This window comes from Sulfuriferula sp. (genome assembly GCF_054605375.1).
Genome location: NZ_JBTSEG010000011.1, coordinates 23173 through 40648 on the forward strand (window position 1 = coordinate 23173; position 17476 = coordinate 40648).

The 17476-nt window shown below is 56.9% G+C and carries 21 protein-coding genes; 5 read left to right on the forward strand and 16 right to left on the reverse strand.

Going from position 1 to position 17476, the window contains the following annotated elements; translation table 11 throughout:
- Positions 1 to 26 precede the first annotated feature (26 nt).
- From rnc to rpoE, 10 genes are read right to left on the reverse strand one after another with little or no spacing between them, the layout of a single operon-like run.
- Positions 27 to 707, reverse strand: coding sequence for a ribonuclease III (gene rnc, locus ACYCZJ_RS07975; protein ID WP_461553701.1), 681 nt, complete (start codon positions 705 to 707; stop codon positions 27 to 29).
- Between the two features lie 15 nt (positions 708 to 722).
- Positions 723 to 1091, reverse strand: coding sequence for a DUF4845 domain-containing protein (locus ACYCZJ_RS07980; protein WP_461553702.1), 369 nt, complete (start codon positions 1089 to 1091; stop codon positions 723 to 725).
- Positions 1092 to 1101: 10 nt separating this feature from the next.
- On the reverse strand, positions 1102 to 1908 hold the full coding sequence (lepB, locus tag ACYCZJ_RS07985; protein ID WP_461553703.1) for a signal peptidase I: 807 nt from the start codon (positions 1906 to 1908) through the stop codon (positions 1102 to 1104).
- A 34-nt stretch (positions 1909 to 1942) separates the two neighbouring features.
- A complete protein-coding gene (gene lepA, locus ACYCZJ_RS07990) occupies positions 1943 to 3739 on the reverse strand; it encodes a translation elongation factor 4 (protein ID WP_461553772.1) in 1797 nt (598 codons plus the stop codon).
- Between the two features lie 57 nt (positions 3740 to 3796).
- Positions 3797 to 4048 carry a glutaredoxin family protein gene (locus ACYCZJ_RS07995; RefSeq protein ID WP_461553704.1) on the reverse strand — a complete coding sequence of 84 codons (252 nt, stop codon included), beginning with the start codon at positions 4046 to 4048 and terminating at the stop codon, positions 3797 to 3799.
- Positions 4045 to 5454 carry a DegQ family serine endoprotease gene (locus ACYCZJ_RS08000; RefSeq protein ID WP_461553705.1) on the reverse strand — a complete coding sequence of 470 codons (1410 nt, stop codon included), beginning with the start codon at positions 5452 to 5454 and terminating at the stop codon, positions 4045 to 4047. Before ACYCZJ_RS08000 ends, ACYCZJ_RS07995 begins: the two co-directional genes overlap by 4 nt.
- Positions 5451 to 5930: a SoxR reducing system RseC family protein gene (locus ACYCZJ_RS08005; RefSeq protein ID WP_461553706.1), complete on the reverse strand. Its 480-nt coding sequence runs from the start codon at positions 5928 to 5930 to the stop codon at positions 5451 to 5453. The genes ACYCZJ_RS08000 and ACYCZJ_RS08005 overlap by 4 nt, the downstream gene beginning before the upstream one ends.
- Positions 5927 to 6886 (reverse strand): MucB/RseB C-terminal domain-containing protein, encoded by a 960-nt coding sequence (locus ACYCZJ_RS08010; protein WP_461553707.1) that lies wholly within the window; start codon positions 6884 to 6886, stop codon positions 5927 to 5929. The genes ACYCZJ_RS08005 and ACYCZJ_RS08010 overlap by 4 nt, the downstream gene beginning before the upstream one ends.
- A complete protein-coding gene (locus ACYCZJ_RS08015) occupies positions 6883 to 7413 on the reverse strand; it encodes a sigma-E factor negative regulatory protein (RefSeq protein ID WP_461553708.1) in 531 nt (176 codons plus the stop codon). The genes ACYCZJ_RS08010 and ACYCZJ_RS08015 overlap by 4 nt, the downstream gene beginning before the upstream one ends.
- A gap of 11 nt (positions 7414 to 7424) precedes the next feature.
- Positions 7425 to 8024: an RNA polymerase sigma factor RpoE gene (gene rpoE / locus ACYCZJ_RS08020; RefSeq protein WP_461553709.1), complete on the reverse strand. Its 600-nt coding sequence runs from the start codon at positions 8022 to 8024 to the stop codon at positions 7425 to 7427.
- A 193-nt stretch (positions 8025 to 8217) separates the two neighbouring features.
- On the opposite strand from rpoE, the gene nadB reads away from it, so the two are divergent.
- On the forward strand, positions 8218 to 9831 hold the full coding sequence (nadB, locus tag ACYCZJ_RS08025; RefSeq protein WP_461553773.1) for an L-aspartate oxidase: 1614 nt from the start codon (positions 8218 to 8220) through the stop codon (positions 9829 to 9831).
- 26 nt (positions 9832 to 9857) lie between these two features.
- On the opposite strand, the gene ACYCZJ_RS08030 is transcribed toward nadB, so the two are convergent.
- Positions 9858 to 10322: a protein YgfX gene (locus ACYCZJ_RS08030; protein WP_461553710.1), complete on the reverse strand. Its 465-nt coding sequence runs from the start codon at positions 10320 to 10322 to the stop codon at positions 9858 to 9860.
- A gap of 8 nt (positions 10323 to 10330) precedes the next feature.
- On the opposite strand from ACYCZJ_RS08030, the gene ygfZ reads away from it, so the two are divergent.
- The 3 genes from ygfZ to ACYCZJ_RS08045 are packed head-to-tail and all read left to right on the forward strand — an operon-like array spanning position 10331 to position 11789.
- Positions 10331 to 11278, forward strand: a complete 948-nt coding sequence (gene ygfZ, locus ACYCZJ_RS08035) for a CAF17-like 4Fe-4S cluster assembly/insertion protein YgfZ (RefSeq protein ID WP_461553711.1) — start codon at positions 10331 to 10333, stop codon at positions 11276 to 11278.
- Entirely contained in the window at positions 11275 to 11589 is a 315-nt protein-coding gene (locus ACYCZJ_RS08040) for a DUF4936 family protein (RefSeq protein WP_461553712.1), read from the forward strand. Before ygfZ ends, ACYCZJ_RS08040 begins: the two co-directional genes overlap by 4 nt.
- Positions 11590 to 11627: 38 nt before the next feature.
- The gene (locus ACYCZJ_RS08045) at positions 11628 to 11789 is read left to right on the forward strand and encodes a hypothetical protein (RefSeq protein WP_461553713.1); all 162 of its coding nucleotides are present in this window, start codon (positions 11628 to 11630) and stop codon (positions 11787 to 11789) included.
- Between the two features lie 286 nt (positions 11790 to 12075).
- Here the strand turns inward: ACYCZJ_RS08045 and ACYCZJ_RS08050 are convergent, their stop codons facing one another.
- Positions 12076 to 12480: a putative toxin-antitoxin system toxin component, PIN family gene (locus ACYCZJ_RS08050; protein ID WP_461553714.1), complete on the reverse strand. Its 405-nt coding sequence runs from the start codon at positions 12478 to 12480 to the stop codon at positions 12076 to 12078.
- A complete protein-coding gene (locus ACYCZJ_RS08055) occupies positions 12481 to 12756 on the reverse strand; it encodes a type II toxin-antitoxin system prevent-host-death family antitoxin (protein WP_461553715.1) in 276 nt (91 codons plus the stop codon). It abuts the gene before it with no gap.
- Between the two features lie 228 nt (positions 12757 to 12984).
- Here ACYCZJ_RS08055 and ACYCZJ_RS08060 point away from each other — a divergent pair, with 228 nt between their 5' ends.
- Complete coding sequence (locus ACYCZJ_RS08060) at positions 12985 to 14061, forward strand: NADH:flavin oxidoreductase/NADH oxidase (RefSeq protein ID WP_461553716.1); 1077 nt, start codon at positions 12985 to 12987, stop codon at positions 14059 to 14061.
- Between the two features lie 47 nt (positions 14062 to 14108).
- On the opposite strand, the gene queF is transcribed toward ACYCZJ_RS08060, so the two are convergent.
- From queF to ACYCZJ_RS08075, 3 genes are read right to left on the reverse strand one after another with little or no spacing between them, the layout of a single operon-like run.
- Positions 14109 to 14939: an NADPH-dependent 7-cyano-7-deazaguanine reductase QueF gene (gene queF / locus ACYCZJ_RS08065; protein ID WP_461553717.1), complete on the reverse strand. Its 831-nt coding sequence runs from the start codon at positions 14937 to 14939 to the stop codon at positions 14109 to 14111.
- Position 14940: 1 nt separating this feature from the next.
- Complete coding sequence (alr, locus tag ACYCZJ_RS08070) at positions 14941 to 16008, reverse strand: alanine racemase (protein WP_461553718.1); 1068 nt, start codon at positions 16006 to 16008, stop codon at positions 14941 to 14943.
- Positions 16009 to 16024: 16 nt separating this feature from the next.
- A complete protein-coding gene (locus tag ACYCZJ_RS08075; protein ID WP_461553719.1) occupies positions 16025 to 17410 on the reverse strand; it encodes a replicative DNA helicase in 1386 nt (461 codons plus the stop codon).
- Between the last annotated feature and the right edge of the window lie 66 nt (positions 17411 to 17476).

The following is a 17476-nucleotide window of genomic DNA, read 5'->3' on the forward strand; positions in this document are numbered from 1 at the left end:
GCATTTCCTGCGCATCCCATTTGAATTCAGAAACTGTCCTTGGCGGCAGCCACTATCAGATTATAGGCGGCCCGCGCGGCCGTTTGTTCGGCCGCACGGCGGCTGGCAGCTTCGCCTTGCGTACAAATCCGCAATGCCGGTACGCTGCAGGTCACCCGGAAAGTTTGCGCATGGGCATCGCCGGCAGTCCCCGCCAATTCATAGATTGGCAAGGGCAGTTTGCGGCTTTGCAGGATCTCCTGGAGCAGCGTCTTGGAATCCTTGGCTGGCAGATCGGGGTTGATGTCTGCCAATCGCGAATCATACAGCGCATGAATGACGCGCTCCGCTTCGGCAAAGCCGCCATCCAGGAAAACCGCCCCGAACAGCGATTCCAGTCCATCAGCAAGGATGGATGGGCGATTGCGGCCGCCGCTTTTTACTTCGCCGTCGCCCATCTTCAGCAGCGTCCCCAGTTCCAGCGTGAGCGCAATTTCAAACAGGCTTTGCTTGCGCACCAGATTGGCGCGCAAGCGGGACAGCACGCCTTCCGGCAAATCCGGAAAATGGATATACAGCAGATGTGCAATGGCGCAATTCAGCACACTGTCGCCGAGGAATTCCAGGCGCTCGTTATGCGGCGTGCCGAAACTGCGATGCGTCAATGCCTGATGCAGGTGACGCGGTTGTAGAAATGTATAGCCTAACGCCTGTTCAATCGCTGCCAAGTCAGAAGCTTCGCGCTATTGCGCGGTCCCGGGTGCGGTCGAAGCGGAAAAATCCATATATATGCCAAGATTACCGAACAATGGTTTTTCTACCCGGTACTTGGCGGAAACCACCAACTGGCCGCTCGCACGCGAGATGTCCAGATCATCGGGTTTGACTACAGTGACGTAGCCAGCATCAGAGCGACGCGCAAAGGACGAGCGGACTTCTTGTGAAGTGGCGTCTTTCATCGCTGGATCGGCCGCCATGGCGCTGAACACTTTCTTGACTGAAAAATACTCGATATAAGCCGGCACTATTTTCATGACGACAATCGCCGCGAACACAATCACGATGCCCACCAACAGCATCCCGATCAGCGTAGCTCCCTTTTGCTTTTGCATGCTATTTTCCTTATTCAAGGATGTGGCCAATACGTTTGAGATGATCAAAATTCCACCACACCATGAAGGCGCGACCAACAATGTTGCGTTCCGGGACAAAGCCCCAGTAGCGGCTGTCGGTACTGTCATCACGGTTATCGCCCATCATGAAGTAATAACCCTGGGGTACCTTGCAGGTGAAACCTGCGTCATTGTAATCGCAATTTTCACGGTGCGGAAACTGGCTGTCCACCTGGCTCAAATCGATACTGGGACGGTCGGACTGAGTAATGATGCTATGCAGATGCTGGCCAAGCTGCTCCTTGTAGCGCTCGGTGGTGACATAATTCAGCCCCCTGCCGATATAGCTATATGAACCATCATTTGTGGTTGCCAGCGCCTGTCCATTGATGGTGAGGCGTTTGTTGCTGTAGGTCACCGTATCACCTGGCACACCGACCACGCGCTTGATATAGTCAAGCGATGGATCCTTGGGGTAACGGAACACCATGATATCGCCCTTTTTTGGCTCGCCTACATTGATGATTTTCTTGTTGATAATGGGCAGGCGGATGCCGTAGGTGTACTTGTTTACCAGAATGAAATCTCCCACCAGCAGGGTCGGTATCATCGAGCCGGATGGTATTTTGAACGGCTCCACCAGAAATGAGCGCAGCATGAATACCGCCAGAATCACCGGGAAAAAGCTCTTGGCGTACTCGGTCAATACCGGCAGCTTGGCATCTTTGGGACGTTTCGGTTTGAAAAACAAACTATCCAGCAGCCAGATCACGCCGGTGATGACCAGCGCGATAAACATGATAAGTGCGAAGTCCATACTGCTCCCTTACAGCTTGATTGATGAATGAAGCCTATTTATCCCCAACTTGCAGAATCGCCAGAAAGGCTTCCTGCGGGATTTCCACATTACCCACTTGTTTCATGCGTTTCTTGCCTGCCTTCTGCTTTTCCAGCAACTTGCGCTTGCGGCTGATATCACCACCGTAGCACTTGGCCAGCACGTTCTTGCGCAGCGCCTTGACGTTTTCACGTGCGATGATCTGCGCACCGATGGCGGCCTGAATGGCAACGTCGAACATCTGGCGCGGGATGAGTTCACGCATTTTGGACGCCAGCTCGCGACCTTTGTACTGGCTGGTGGCACGATGCACGATCAGCGACAGCGCATCGACCTTCTCACTATTTACCAGAATATCGAGCTTGACCAGATCGGCTGCGCGGAATTCCTTGAAATCATAATCGAGCGAAGCATAACCGCGCGTGGCTGACTTGAGCCGGTCGAAAAAATCCATCACCACTTCGTTCATCGGCATGTCGTAATTGAGCATGACCTGCCGCCCCATGTACTGCATATTGGTCTGCGCACCACGCTTCTGCGTGCACAGCGTCATCACGTTGCCCAGATATTCCTCCGGCACCAGGATGGTGGCGGTAATAATCGGCTCGCGGATTTCCTCAATGCTGGACAGGTCAGGCAGCTTGGACGGGTTCTCGATGTGGATCACGCTGCTGTCTTTCAATACCACCTGGTAGATTACCGTGGGCGCGGTGGTAATCAGATCCATATCGTATTCGCGTTCCAACCGCTCCTGCACGATTTCCATATGCAGCAGGCCAAGAAAGCCACAGCGGAAACCGAAACCCAGCGCCTGTGATACTTCCGGCTCGTATTGCAGCGAGGCATCATTAAGCTTGAGCTTTTCCAGCGCGTCGCGCAGCGAGTCATAATCGTGCGATTCCACTGGATACAGTCCAGCGAACACTTGCGGCTTGATTTCCTTGAAACCGGGCAATGGCTCTGCGGCGGGCCGGGCATCCAGCGTCACCGTATCGCCGACCTTGGCAGCCTTCAGTTCCTTGATACCGGCGATAATGAAACCGACTTCCCCGGCAGATAGCTGGGTGCGCTGCTTTGCCTTGGGCGTAAAGACGCCCACCTGTTCGGTGAGATGGACCGAACCCGCAGCCATCAGGCGAATTTTTTCCTTGGGGCGCAACATACCGTCCACTACCCGCACCAGCATCACTACGCCGACATAATTATCGAACCATGAGTCGATGATCAGCGCTTTCAGCGGTGCTTCCGGATCACCTTGCGGCGGCGGGATTTTCGCAATCACCGCTTCAAGTATGTCTTCCACGCCCAGCCCGGTCTTGGCCGAGGCGCGCACCGCGTCGTGCGCGTCGATGCCGATAATGTCCTCAATTTCCTGGATCACCCGATCCGGCTCGGCGGCAGGCAGGTCAATCTTGTTCAGCACCGGCACCACTTCCACTCCCAGCTCGGTCGCGGTATAGCAGTTGGCCACGGTTTGCGCTTCCACGCCCTGCGAGGCATCCACCACCAGCAGCGCCCCTTCGCACGCCGACAACGAGCGGCTCACCTCATAGGAAAAGTCGACGTGGCCGGGGGTATCGATCAGATGCAGCTGATACACCTGGCCGTCGCGCGCCTTGTATTCCAGCGCCGCAGTCTGCGCCTTGATGGTAATACCGCGCTCTCGCTCCAGATCCATGGAGTCGAGCACTTGCGCCTCCATTTCACGTGCAGCCAGCCCGCCGCAAAGCTGGATGATACGATCCGCCAGGGTGGATTTACCGTGATCGATATGGGCAATAATGGAAAAATTACGGATGTTTTTCATCAACACAATCAATAAAAAAGGCACACCGCGTGTGCCTGGAATGCTCAACAGCCGTGAATTTTAACGGATTTTCCCCAAACAATCAGCAAGCGCAGCCGCGTCCAGAAAATAATGGCAGATTTCCACCCCGTCAGGCCCGGTCAGCACAGGGATCAACGTGCCAAAACGGGCCTCCAGAGCGGGATCCAGGTCAATGTCAACTTCCTGCACAGTAAAATCCAGTTGAGATTTGTATGGCGCCAATGCTGCCAACAGGTCATCGCACAAATGGCAGTAGCGGCGCAGATAGACCGTCAATACGGTCTGGCTCATGGCATACGCAAGGGAATGTACACCGTGTCCTGTCCGCGCTTGACCAACAGGGCCACACGCTTGTTCGCACCAATTCCTTTTAGCAACTGGTCAAATTGAACGGCATTATGTACCGGCGCATTGCTTACCGCCAGAATCACATCACCTGGCTGGATACCGGCACGCGCTGCCACACCTCGCGATTCTACCACCTGGACACCATGACTCACGCCAAGCGCATGCTGTTGATCCTTATTAATATCCGCGAGTACCAATCCTATTTTATTCGGCAGCTTCGAACCTTTGACCGGCTTGCCGGAGGCGGTCGTCTTCGCATCAGGAAGTGCGCCCACGGTGACGTCAATACGCTTGAGCGCACGATTTCGCCACAATTCAATGTCTACTTTGCTTCCCGGCTTTGTAGCCGCGACCAGACGCGGCAAATCGAACGAGCTATTGATGGCCTTGCCGCCAAACTTGAGAATCACGTCTCCCACCTTCACCCCGGCTTTTTCGGCTGGACTGTCTTTTTCCACACCGGACACCAGCGCCCCGGCAGGTTTGGGCAACCCGAATGCATCGGCGTTACCAGCATTCACCTCCTGAATCACCACACCCAGGCGCCCACGGCTGACTTTCCCCTGCATCTTGAGCTGATCGGCGACCTGCATGGCCACATCGATGGGGATGGCGAATGACAGCCCCATGTAACCGCCCGAACGCGACAGAATCTCCGAGTTGATGCCGATCACTTCGCCATTCATGTTGAACAGCGGGCCGCCGGAATTTCCAGGGTTGACAGCTGCATCCGTCTGGATGAAAGGGACGTAGTTGTCATTGGGCAATGCGCGGCCCGTCGCGCTGACGATACCCGCCGTAACTGAATTTTCGAACCCGAAGGGTGAACCAATCGCAATCACCCATTCACCCACCTTGATTTGATCCGGCTTGCCGATCACCACTTGCGGGAGATTGGTGGCGTTGATCTTGATCAGCGCCACATCACTTCTCTGATCTGCGCCGATTACCTTGGCCCGGAACTCGCGCCGGTCGGTCAGCTTGACCGTCACCTCGTCCGCACCATCGACCACATGCGCATTGGTAAGAATGTAGCCGTCCGGGCTAATGATGAAACCCGAGCCACTGCTGCGTACCGGCACCTCGCTAGACGCTTGCGGCTGCTGGGGTGAGGGCATCGCGCCATCGGGAACAGACCCGGGAGGCATGAAGCGGCGGAAAAACTCGAGCATGTCCTGCTCGGACATGGTCTGCCCCTGACCACCGGACTTAACCAGCTGCGTACTGGTAATGTTGACCACAGTGGGACCATATTTCTGCACCAGCCCGGTGAAATCAGGCAAATCACGCGCCCATGCAAAGCTCGCCAGCATTAACCATAATGCCCATACCCAAACCACTTTTTTCATGATCCAAGTTCCTTTAATACAAATGTGTTTTCATTTACCGCACGCAGGATGACAGGCTGAAAACGCGCATCGCGTGCGGCCCTGCGGCTAAACCACAACAGCCAGAACGTACCCATTACAAAACCAGTTGCTGCCCCGGCGATCGACCAGACATCGCTGTTTGCCAATGGCGCGAAGTGGCTCGCCAACAGCGCACCTGCAAAAACCAGCAGTAGCGGCAGCAAATACACTGCACCCGATCCGCGCAACACCGCACCGTCGGCCACGCCAATCACCACGGCCTCGCCCACTTTGCTGCCACGCGGATCGAGCACCCGGTAATTTTTACTGCGCAGGGTAAACACCTGACCAATGCGATCCGCACCGCAACCGCCACCCTTGGTACCGCCGCATGCTGAACAACCGGATGGCTCCATTGGCTCTACCAATGCCGCGCCCGCTTCAATTTCCAGGATTCTGGCTTGGGTTTCGATCATTTGCTGTCGTTTTCGTGGACCAGGCTATCTGCCATCTGTATCACAGTTTCGGAGGGTACTTCGCCTAACGCAGTAACCTGGTATTTACCTACCGGCCTTGCGTACACATTCAGCAGACTGCGGGTGGATAGCCCGCGCATCGGATTGACCAGGTTCGCATAGGGTTCGATAAACAGTGATACGGTAGCCAGACCATCCGAATAGACCAGCTGCACCACCGGGGTTTTCTTGCCGGGCAACATGCGCCGTCCTTCCATTACCTTGGCAAATCCGGCAGGCAATTGTTTGACACGCCAATCGGTCAACCCATAGGTATCCTCATTGGCTACACGCACGGTTTTCTTGTCATCAAAACCGGATTTGAACGTCTCACGCGGGGCACTGCCGATGCTCACCTGGGTAAACAAGAACTGTCCGGAGGGCCGATTATCGGCATCAAGCGGCTGGGCTTTCAACAGCAATCCAGTAGCGGCATCTGCCCACAATACATAGCCAAAACGGTATTCGTCCTTGGGCACAAGCATGACCCCGACGCTATCGTGTCCGGCAACCATGGCATGACCCAGCGGCTTCAATACATATTGTTGCGCCAGCGTCGAGGCCTGTACCGGCAATAGCGCGGGGAAAAACTTATGACGTTCGCGCTTCTCCACCTTGACCCGATCGCCATCAGGTATGTAACAGTACACATCGTCATTGACACTTACAAACGCGTGCGGCGGGCCGGAAAGCACATCGATCTTGGCCATCTCGACACCATTGTCAACACGATGAGAAATTTTGGAAACCTCCACTGTGGAGCCATGCTGGTATACGAAGGTTCCGGTGTAATCCAGCCGCTCTGCGGCGGCCGCTACCTGGTTCAACCAGGCAACCAGATCACCTGGATAGGTAGCGCCTGCGGCATTGGCCAGCGGCATCGCCGCCAGCCACAGCCACATCAACCACCATCTCATCGGGCAGGATCCGCCGGCACTTCAAACGAGGCGTCAGCCAGCATCGCGCCTGGGGAAAAATCACGATGCGCCGTCATATAATCGTGCATGTCATCCGGCGCTTTAGCCAAAGAATGAACCGGACTGATTGAAGCCAACTGACTACCGGAAAATGACTGGCTGCCGTTTTGCATCAAATTGACGGCCCCCCAGGCGACCAGCATTACGGCGGCGAGCGAGGCCGCTGCGGGCATCCCGAAACGGGTCAGAAGTGAACGGCGCGGGGCCAGGATCGTGGGTTCATCCGCCAGCAACAGGCTGATCCGCGTAGCCAGATCGGATTTTAGCGGAGGGGTGCTGCGCAGGCAGTCGCCGATCACATGATAGCTCTGCCAGCGCGCGCGCCAGTCCTCACCATGACTCATCGTTTCGAGGATACGCACGGTTTCCTGATGATCCAGTTCGCCATCGGCAAGCGCGGACAGCGTCGTATCTTCAGCAAGGGGACTGCTTTCATGAGTGTGGGTGGATATTGCAGAATTTCGCATGTCGTTACTCCTTACCATCTTGTATCTTTGCTGGTGCCCAAAATTGGGCGCAGACGCGTTGCAATTGCCTCACGCGCACGGAAAATCCGGGATCGCACCGTACCAATCGGACAACCCATGATCTCGGCGATCTCTTCGTAGCTCATCCCTTCCATCTCGCGCAGCGAAATCGCTGTGCGTAAATCCTCCGGCAAATCCGCCATCGCTGCATTCACTTCTTGGGCAACTTCTTTGGAGAGAAGTTCGTTCTCCGGCGTATTGAGATCACGCAAACCATCGGCATCTTCAAAACCTTCCGCTTCTTCGGCATCGAACTCGGTGGAGGTGGGCGCACGCCGTCCGCGCGACACCAGATAATTTTTCGCGGTATTGATACCGATCCGGTATAACCACGTGTAAAAAGCCGATTCGCCGCGAAACGCGGGCAGCGCACGATAGGCCTTGATAAACGCCTCTTGCGAGATATCCTCGACCTCCGCCGCATCGCGCACGAAGCGCGACAGCAGCCGCGCCAGACGCCGCTCGTATTTAATCACCAGCAAATCGAAAGCGCGCTTGTCACCGCGTTGTACCCGCTCGACTAGTAATTGATCGACATCGCGATCACTCATCGTGAATCTTCATCCCTGATTCCTGTTGTATGCCGTAGTATACCTGCGGCCAAGGCAATACTGCACCGGCATGCCTTATAGTGCGTGACAGACAGTGCGATGTATGGCGAAGTTCCATGACAATGCCGGGAATGGGTATTCAGCCATGGAACGCTCTGCTATTCTTGCCGCACCCAATACCTTGCAGGTCAATATGGAGCGCACCGACGTACTCATCATCGGCAGTGGCCTGGCTGCACTGACCACAGCACTGCACCTGGCGCAGCAGCGCCAGGTGGTCCTGCTGACCAAAAAAACCCTGCAGGATTCAGCCAGTGCCTGGGCGCAAGGCGGTATCGCCGCAGTACTCGCCGATGACGACTCGGTGGAGGCACATATCCGCGACACCTTGATCGCGGGTGCAGGCTTATGCGATGAGGAAACAGTGCGTTTCGTGGTGGAGAATGGCCATGCAGCGATACGCTGGCTGGTGGAAATGGGCGTGCCGTTTACGGCCGATGCCACCAGTTCAACCGGATTTCATCTCACCCGGGAGGGTGGCCACAGTACGCGCCGCATCATTCATGCGGCCGATGCCACCGGCCGCGCGGTGCAAAAAACCCTGTGCACCCAGATCCGCAACAATCCCAACATTACGCTACTCGAGCACCACATCGCCATTGACCTGATCACCGGTGACAAACTCGGGCAGGATGATCACACCTGCTATGGCGTTTACGCACTGGACAATATCAGTGGCCAGATCAAGACTTTCGCCGCCAGCCATACCGTATTGACAACCGGCGGTGCAGGCAAGGTTTACCTGTACACCACCAACCCGGATGTGGCCACTGGCGACGGCATTGCCATGGGCTGGCGCGCGGGATGCCGGGTGGCGAATATGGAATTTATCCAGTTCCATCCCACCTGCCTGTATCACCCCCATGCGAAATCCTTCCTGATTACCGAAGCGGTACGGGGTGAAGGCGGCCAGCTCAAACTGCATGACGGTACGCGCTTCATGGCCACGCATGACCCGCGCGCCGAGCTGGCCCCGCGCGACATCGTAGCGCGGGCAATTGACTTCGAGATGAAAAAACGCGGCCTTGATAGCGTCTATCTGGACATTACGCACAAACCGGCAGAGTTCATTCTCGAGCACTTCCCGACCATTTACGAACGCTGCCGTGCCCTGGGTATCGATATCACGCGCGAACCGATCCCGGTGGTGCCTGCCGCACATTACACTTGCGGCGGCATCGTCACCGATCTGGCCGCACGAACCGACCTCACCGGACTGTATGCGGTTGGCGAAGTCGCCTGCACCGGGCTGCATGGCGCAAACCGGCTGGCCAGCAACTCGCTGCTGGAATGCCTGGTATTTGGCCACGCCGCCGCCAAAGATATTCTGGCGAGTGCTGGCGCACCGCCATCCAACATCCCCGAATGGGACGAAAGCCGCGTCACTGACGCCGACGAAGAAATCGTCCTGTCACATAACTGGGACGAGTTGCGCCGTTTCATGTGGGATTATGTGGGCATCGTACGCACCAACAAACGCCTGGCGCGAGCCGCCAGCCGAATCCGCCTGCTGAATGAAGAAATCAGCGAGTATTATCGCAATTTTCGCGTCAGCAATGACCTGATTGAATTGCGCAACCTGGTGCTGACTGCCGATCTGATCGTGCGTTCCGCACAGCTGCGACGCGAATCACGGGGGCTGCACTTTAGCCGCGATTACCCGGACATGCTGCCCATTACCGGCAACACGGTTCTGAATCCAAAACCGGGGCGGATTTGTCCGGGCGCGTGCGACGCGAATTTCTGATCCACATGCATGATGGCCGGGCAGTGCTAAACACCGTCTTCGGTCATGCCCCATTTCAGGCGGATACGCAGACGACGGAAATCATCCTCCGCCAAATTATCAGGCAACAGCGTCACCACACCGGTCCTGCCATTCTCCAGGCGCAGGCGGATTACCGTCAGCAACGGCGTCACGAAGGCATCGAGTAGTTGCGCCGTCTGCCAGACCTCCGCGCGGCATAGCCGAAAGCTGTTATCCGCATCCAGTTCCAATCCGGTAAAGCGCCGGTGCCCGAGCTGTGCCAGATTATAAGCAAGGCTGGCCAGCAGCACCAAGCTACCCGATATACGTATCCAGCCTTCCGGAAATGCCCACCAAACGGCCCATCCAGCCACACTATGCATGGCGATCAATATCGCCATCAGGTGGCGCGATAAATGCACATTAATGCGTAAAGGCGGCAAGTTCATGGCGATGATTGTAGAATAAGCGCATTCGGATTCCAATTTCATAGCACACCATGACCCAAAATATCCTCGACACCCTGCAAACCGGCGCAGTTTTCGCCGACCTCGCACCGCTCGGCTTGATCGCTTTCAGCGGCGAGGACACCGCCACCTATCTGCAAGGCCAGCTCACCAATGACGTGCGCAAACTCGCTGCTGGCGCAGCGCAGTACAGCGGTTTCTGTTCGCCCAAAGGACGGCTGATGGCCAGTTTCCTGCTGTGGAATCAGGGCGACGCGACCTACATGCAGCTTGCCGGTGATTTGCAGGAGACCATCCAGAAGCGCCTGTCCATGTTCATCCTGCGCTCCAAGGTCAAAACTCGCGACGCCCGTCCCGAGGTCGTCCGCATCGGCATAGCGGGTAAACGGGCCACCCAGCTGATCGAAACTACACTGGGTGCGTTGCCACCCACTGATATGGGCGTGGTGCACACTCCGGCGGGCAGCGTGATTCGCCTGGCTGCCGAGCGCTACCAGATCATCACCACACCCGAATCCGCCGCGCTCAATGAAACTTTGAGCCGCGACGCCAGCCGGATCGATTATCCCGTCTGGCAGTGGCTGGAAATCCGTGCCGGCATTCCCACCATCCTGCCCGCCACGCAGGAGCAGTTCGTCCCGCAGATGGTCAACTTCGACCTCACCAACAGCGTCAATTTTCAGAAAGGCTGCTACACCGGCCAGGAAATCGTCGCCCGCACCCAATACCTGGGCAAGCTCAAGCGCCGCATGTATCTGGTGCACAGCGACAGTCCCGCTGCGCCCGGTGACGAACTCTACAGTGCCGATATGGAAGGCCAGGCCAGCGGCATGATTGTCAATGCCCAACCCGCCCCTAGCAGCGGCTGGGACGCGCTGGCGGTAATCCAGATCAGCAGCGCCGACGCCCATCCCATCCACCTCAAGTCGCTCGATGGCGCGCGCCTGGCGATCGAACCGCTGCCCTACGCACTGGCGTGAACCACTATTACATTTACTACCGGGTGAAAGACGACGACGCCGAGACTGAAACCCAGATACGCGCCATGCAGGCGCGCTTGGCTTGTCGCAGCAATATCAGCGGACGCCTGCTGAAACGCCGCGACGATCCATCCACCTGGATGGAAATCTACGAAAATGTGGCGGATAGTAACAACTTTGAGCACCAACTCGCCCGTGCCGTGTCCGAGTTCGATGTGGGCATGTTTTTAACCGGCGATGGACGGCGCGTGATCGAGTGCTTTGTCGGAGATGTTGCGGCATCATCCATACCACCCTGCAAGACAAGCTAAGACGCATTTTTTCAACCACTGACAGACAGGAAATCAAATTGGCCAAACCCAACTATCAATACGAAAAGCGTCAAAAAGAACTCGCCAAGAAAAAGAAGAAAGAAGACAAGCTGAAGGAAAAAGCACAGAAAAATGAAGAACCGGCGGCAGATGACACTGCGGATACGCCCGCAGATGTCGGGTCAGAAAACACCAAATAAGTACTGCGTCATCATCAGTCGCAACGCCGACACGCACGCCGTCTTGCTGACTGATGGCGACTTGTACCCGGTGGATTGCACCGCCTGAGCCATGTTCGACCCGGTAAACTGTTCACTGCCAATGCCTTACTCTTCGCCACCAAGGCCGGGAGTAATAATGGATCTAATAATGCGTAATAATTGTGCGTAATAATGTGGTCGTACTCGATATACCGCCTCATTAAAAAATTTGTCCGCATTCCCCCAGCCCAATACACGAGAAAATCCACCCGGGACACCCGCATTTTTACCCATGCACTTGCCAGAACTGCGCGGGGGTGATGAGGGGGTATTCATTTCCCAGGGCTAGCAGGGCTTTGTCCCCGGTCAGCAGGTAATCAGCCTGGGCGGCTCGCCAGGTGTTCAGGACGGGCTGATCCATCGGGTCGGTCAGGCGTGGTTCCAGGTGGTTATCGGGTTCGACGAGGTCCGCCTGGAAGGCGAGAATATCGACCAAGTCGGCTATTTCCTGGGCATTCAGACCATGCCGGTGTGCCAGCTTGGGCAACACAAGCGTCAGTTCATTGAGGATGTAATGGCTGAGCACAACTTCGAGCGAACCATGCTGCCATGCGGCTACAATCCTGCCGGGCAGGCTGTGCGGGTAGGCCAGTCCTGATAGCAGGACGTTGGTATCGAGTACAACGCGCACTTATGTTGGTTCGCCGCGTATAGCCTGCACAGCGGCTTCGATTTCCGCGATGCCTTGTTCCTCGGGCACGGCAGCGAACCCCGCAGCCAAACGCGCACTTAAATCATCAAAGCGGTTTTGCATGCGGCGAATGCGCGCAAACAGCCGCGCATCGACCAGGGCGGCGACAGGCTTGCCGTCCTTGTTGATGAGGATGCTATCGTTACGGTACTGCACCTGGTTGAGCATATCGCCCAGATTCTGGCGGAATGCGACTGCGCTGGTTTCGGTAATCATGGCTGTTCTCCATAATGACCATTATGATAATAATGGTCATTATAGTCTGGAAACTGCGCGAAAACCAACAAAAGGAGTGCGTCAAAAAACCATCCAATAAAGCTAGAACCTGCCTCTGATGTTGAAGCAACCTGGATCATAGTGAACCGCCCCACTGGAAGAAGGTCTGCTACTTACAGGCTGACAAACGGCCATTCACCTCTCTGGAAAAATCATTAGGAATCTTAAATGAGTACGCTTTTTTCACCATTCAAGCTACGTGACCTGGAATTCAAGAACCGGATTTTTGTCTCGCCCATGTGCCAGTATTCGGCCATTGACGGCCTTGCCAACAACTGGCATCTGGTGCATCTGGGTTCGCGTGCCATAGGCGGCGCGGCGCTGGTGATGGTCGAAGCAACGGCGGTCACGCCGGAAGGACGGATTTCTCCCGGCGACATGGGGTTGTGGTCGGAACAACATGCGCGGGCGCTGGCACCCATCGCCCAATTCATCAAGGAACACGGCGCAGTACCCGCCATACAGCTTGCCCACGCAGGGCGCAAAGCGTCTGCCGAAGCGCCCTGGCTGGGGGGTGGCGCGCTTACCCCGGAAACCGGCGCATGGCCGGTGGTGGCGCCCAGCGCAATAGCGTTTTCTCCTGCCTCACCCACGCCTGCCGAGCTGAGTCCGGCACAACTCGATGTCATTTGCGCGCAGTTTGTGGAAGCTGCCCAGCGCAGTCTGGAAGCCGGCTTCGAAGTAGTCGAGTTGCATTTTGCGCATGGCTATTTGCTGCACGAATTTCTGTCTCCGCTCAGCAACCAGCGCAACGATGAATACGGCGGATCGCTGGAAAATCGCGCCCGCTTTCCACTCCAAGTAGCCCGTGCGGTACGCGCGGCATGGCCGCAACATTTACCGCTCTTTGTGCGCATCTCGGCCACCGACTGGGTAGAAGGCGGCTGGGATCTGGCGCAATCCATTCAGCTCGCGCACTGGCTCAAAGCCATCGGCATTGACCTGATCGATTGTTCCTCCGGCGCTCTGGTTCCATACGCCAAAATCCCCGTCGCGCCCGGCTTTCAGACCCCCTTTGCCACCGCAATCCGCAACCAGGCCGGTATCGCCGTCGGCACAGTGGGGCTGATTACCGCGCCCGAGCAGGCGGAGCAGATCGTCGCCACGGGACTTGCGGATGTGGTCCTGCTCGCGCGCGAGTTGTTGCGCGACCCGTACTGGCCGCTGCACGCAGCCGCAGTGCTCGGCGTCAAGCTGGATTGGCCGGTACAATACCAGCGCGCCCAGCCCAGCCGGCACTCCTGAAAATAGCCTAACCACGCAGAGGGCGGGGGGTGCTGCTTGCTCCGGGTTTATTGACGTGCGCAGCGCAGGTTGAGCGGCGACGGGCTACCGCTGATATTGCTGCGCCACGGATTGATATCCAGACCGCCCCGTCGCGTGTAACGCGCGTAGACAGCCAGTTTGAGCGGTTTGCACTGGCGCAGTATGTCCATGAAAATGCGCTCCACGCATTGCTCGTGAAATTCATTATGGGTACGGAATCCGATCAGATACCGTAGCAAGTCGGCTTGCTCTATCGGTGCGCCCACATAGTGGATTTGTACGCTGCCCCAGTCCGGCTGGCCGGTGACCAGACAGTTGGATTTGAGCAGGTTGGATACCAGTGTTTCCTCGACCGGTTCGGCATCCTGGGACGCACGCAGCAACGCCGGGTCAGGCGCGTAACTGTCCACCTCGATATCCAGACGGTCCAGAGACAAACCTTCCAGTTCTGCAAAGGCTACTTTGCCAAACATATCGGGCAGGGCCAGGCGCACCTGCACCGGCGCGCCCACGGCTGCCGACACATCGGCCTTCAAACGTGCCAGCAGGGTGTCGGTACCGTCCAGGCGGGTCTGGTTGTAGCTATTCAGATACAGCTTGAACGATTTGGACTCGATGATATTGGGCGACTCGGCGGGAATAATGAACGTTGCAATGGCAACTTGCGGTTTGCCGCGCTGGTTGAGCCAGGAAACTTCGTAGGCGTTCCAGATATCCGCACCGAAAAATGGCAGCGTGCCGCGGATGCCGATCTCGTTGCGCTTGTCCTGACGCGGGATGGGAAACAACAGCGACGCATCGTATTCAGCCTGATAGCAGGCAGGTTTTCCCAGCAAGGACTGTTCGGGTGTCTGCATGTCACGCCTCGCTGATTGGTACGCGTTGCGCCACAGCGCACAGCAACTCATAGCTGACCGTACCCGCCGCCGTGGCGACTGCCTCCACTGGCAGGCCCTTTCCCCACAGCACCACAGGCGTATCGACATTTGCGCCAGGCAGGTCAGTCAGATCAGTGCACAGCATGTCCATGGAGACGCGTCCCAGTGTACGCGTAAGCTGACCATTCACCAGAATTGGCGTCCCCGTGGCGGCGTGTCGCGGATAACCGTCGGCATAACCGCACGCCACGATACCGACGCGCATCGGCCGGTCCGCGATAAAGCTGGCGCCATAGCCAACGGCATCTCCGGGTGCCAAAGTCTGTACAGCAATAATACGGCTCGACAAAGTCATCGCCGGTTGCAGATCGAGCGCGCGCGCATCTTCTTCAACAAATGGCGACGCTCCATACAACATGATGCCGGGGCGCACCCAATCGCACCGGGTAGCCTGGTAACGCAGCAAGGCAGCCGAATTGGCGAGACTGACCGGGTGATTGAGGTTAGCGAATACCGCTTGAATCACTTCGAGTTGGTCGATCACACCGACGGCTTCATCCGCCGTCGCAAAATGGCTCATCAGGGTGATGCCACCGACATTGGGACAGGCAATAAGCCGTGACAGCGCCGCATGGAAATCCGGCGGTTTGAAACCGAGCCGGTTCATGCCGCTGTTCAGATTGAGGAATACCGGCAACGGGCTGACCACACGAGCCTGTTCCAGCATGGCGATTTGCTCGGCGTGATGGACAACAAGGGTAATGCGCTGTGCAATGCATTCGGCCAGCTCGCCTGCCTCAAACATGCCTTCCAGCAGCAAAATGGGCTTGCCCCATCCCGTATCGCGCAAAATGATGGCTTCTTCCAGCGACACGACTGCCAAGCCATCCGCATCCCGCAAAGCCTGCGCCACCCGGCGCAAGCCATGACCGTAACCGTTCGCCTTGACCGCAGCCATGATGCGGGCAGTGCCCGCATGACGGCGTGCCACTGCCAGATTATTTTTGAGTGCGGCAGGATGAATTTGGGCGAGAATCGGGCGCGACATTAGGTACGCTTAGATATTAATAGTTACCGCCGCCACTGGCGTAGTTCTCGAAACGCGTATGCTCGCCCATGAAAGTCAGGCGCACGGTACCGATCGGGCCATTTCGCTGCTTGCCGATAATGATCTCGGCGCTGCCTTTGTCCTGGCTGTCAGGGTTATAGACTTCATCCCGATAGATGAACAGGATCACGTCGGCGTCCTGCTCGATGGCGCCGGATTCCCGCAGGTCGGACATCACCGGGCGCTTGTTGGGGCGCTGCTCCAGCGAACGGTTGAGCTGGGACAAGGCAATCACCGGCACCTGCAATTCTTTCGCCAGCGCCTTGAGCGAGCGTGAGATTTCGGAAATTTCGGTGGCGCGGTTTTCACCGCTACTGACGCTGGACATCAATTGCAGGTAATCGATGATAATCATCCCCAGCTTGCCGCATTGCCGATGCAGACGGCGCGCGCGCGCGCGCAGTTCGAGGGCGTTCAAAGCCGGCGTTTCATCGATAAAAATCGGTGCCTCGTTCAGCTTGCCCACCGCGTAAGTCAGCTTTTGCCAGTCGTCGTCCTGCAGGCGTCCGGTACGAATCTTGTGCTGGTCGAGGCGGCCGATGGAGCCCAGCATGCGCATCACCAGCTGCGCCCCACCCATTTCCATGGAAAAAATCGCCACCGGCAAACCGCTCTCAATGGCCACATTCTCGCCCATGTTGATCGAGAACGCCGTCTTCCCCATGGACGGGCGGCCCGCGACGATAATCAGATCGCCCGGTTGCAGGCCCGCCGTTTTCTGATCGAGATCGGCAAAACCGGTGGGTATGCCGGTGACATCACTCTGATTATCCCGGCTAAACAGTTCATCGATACGCTCCACCACTTCCGTGAGCAAGGGCTTGATTTCGAGAAACCCCTGCTGGCTGCGCGCACCGGATTCGGCGATATCGAACACTTTGGCCTCTGCCTGATCGAGCAGATCATTGGCTGAACGGCCGGCCGGATTGTAGGCAGACTCGGCAATATCGGTGCCGACCTCCACCAGTTTTCGCATCACCCCGCGCTCGCGCACAATCTCGGCGTAGCGGCGAATATTGGCGGCGGACGGTGTGTTTTGCGCCAGTGCGACCAGATAGGCCAGTCCACCCACGTTGGAAAGTTCGCCATGATTTTCCAGCAATTCGGCCACAGTCACCACATCGGCAGGCTTGCCCTGCTCGATCAGTTTGGTGATCATGCGATAGATCAGCTTGTGATCATGGCGATAAAAATCATTCTGGCTGATGACGTCGGCAATACGATCCCATGCATGGTTTTCCAGCAACAATCCGCCCAACACAGACTGCTCTGCCTCAACGGAATGCGGCGGCATCTTGAGCGCGGCAAGTTCGGGATCAGCAGTATTCTGGAATGTGGCCATGTTTGGGTTTTAATGGGGCAACGCCTGGAGGCGGAATGCCATTTTAACGCGTCTCGGGCGGCAGAG

Coding starts and splice junctions, on each gene's coding strand:
- ACYCZJ_RS07980 (WP_461553702.1), bottom strand. CDS start 1,091: ATGCAAAAGCAAAAGGGAGCTACGCTGATCGGGATGCTGTTGGTGGGC.
- lepB (WP_461553703.1), bottom strand. CDS start 1,908: ATGGACTTCGCACTTATCATGTTTATCGCGCTGGTCATCACCGGCGTG.
- ACYCZJ_RS07995 (WP_461553704.1), bottom strand. CDS start 4,048: ATGAGCCAGACCGTATTGACGGTCTATCTGCGCCGCTACTGCCATTTG.
- ACYCZJ_RS08000 (WP_461553705.1), bottom strand. CDS start 5,454: ATGAAAAAAGTGGTTTGGGTATGGGCATTATGGTTAATGCTGGCGAGC.
- ACYCZJ_RS08005 (WP_461553706.1), bottom strand. CDS start 5,930: ATGATCGAAACCCAAGCCAGAATCCTGGAAATTGAAGCGGGCGCGGCA.
- ACYCZJ_RS08010 (WP_461553707.1), bottom strand. CDS start 6,886: ATGAGATGGTGGTTGATGTGGCTGTGGCTGGCGGCGATGCCGCTGGCC.
- ACYCZJ_RS08015 (WP_461553708.1), bottom strand. CDS start 7,413: ATGCGAAATTCTGCAATATCCACCCACACTCATGAAAGCAGTCCCCTT.
- rpoE (WP_461553709.1), bottom strand. CDS start 8,024: ATGAGTGATCGCGATGTCGATCAATTACTAGTCGAGCGGGTACAACGC.
- nadB (WP_461553773.1), top strand. CDS start 8,218: ATGGAGCGCACCGACGTACTCATCATCGGCAGTGGCCTGGCTGCACTG.
- ACYCZJ_RS08030 (WP_461553710.1), bottom strand. CDS start 10,322: ATGAAATTGGAATCCGAATGCGCTTATTCTACAATCATCGCCATGAAC.
- ygfZ (WP_461553711.1), top strand. CDS start 10,331: ATGACCCAAAATATCCTCGACACCCTGCAAACCGGCGCAGTTTTCGCC.
- ACYCZJ_RS08055 (WP_461553715.1), bottom strand. CDS start 12,756: ATGATTACCGAAACCAGCGCAGTCGCATTCCGCCAGAATCTGGGCGAT.
- ACYCZJ_RS08060 (WP_461553716.1), top strand. CDS start 12,985: ATGAGTACGCTTTTTTCACCATTCAAGCTACGTGACCTGGAATTCAAG.
- queF (WP_461553717.1), bottom strand. CDS start 14,939: ATGCAGACACCCGAACAGTCCTTGCTGGGAAAACCTGCCTGCTATCAG.
- alr (WP_461553718.1), bottom strand. CDS start 16,008: ATGTCGCGCCCGATTCTCGCCCAAATTCATCCTGCCGCACTCAAAAAT.
- ACYCZJ_RS08075 (WP_461553719.1), bottom strand. CDS start 17,410: ATGGCCACATTCCAGAATACTGCTGATCCCGAACTTGCCGCGCTCAAG.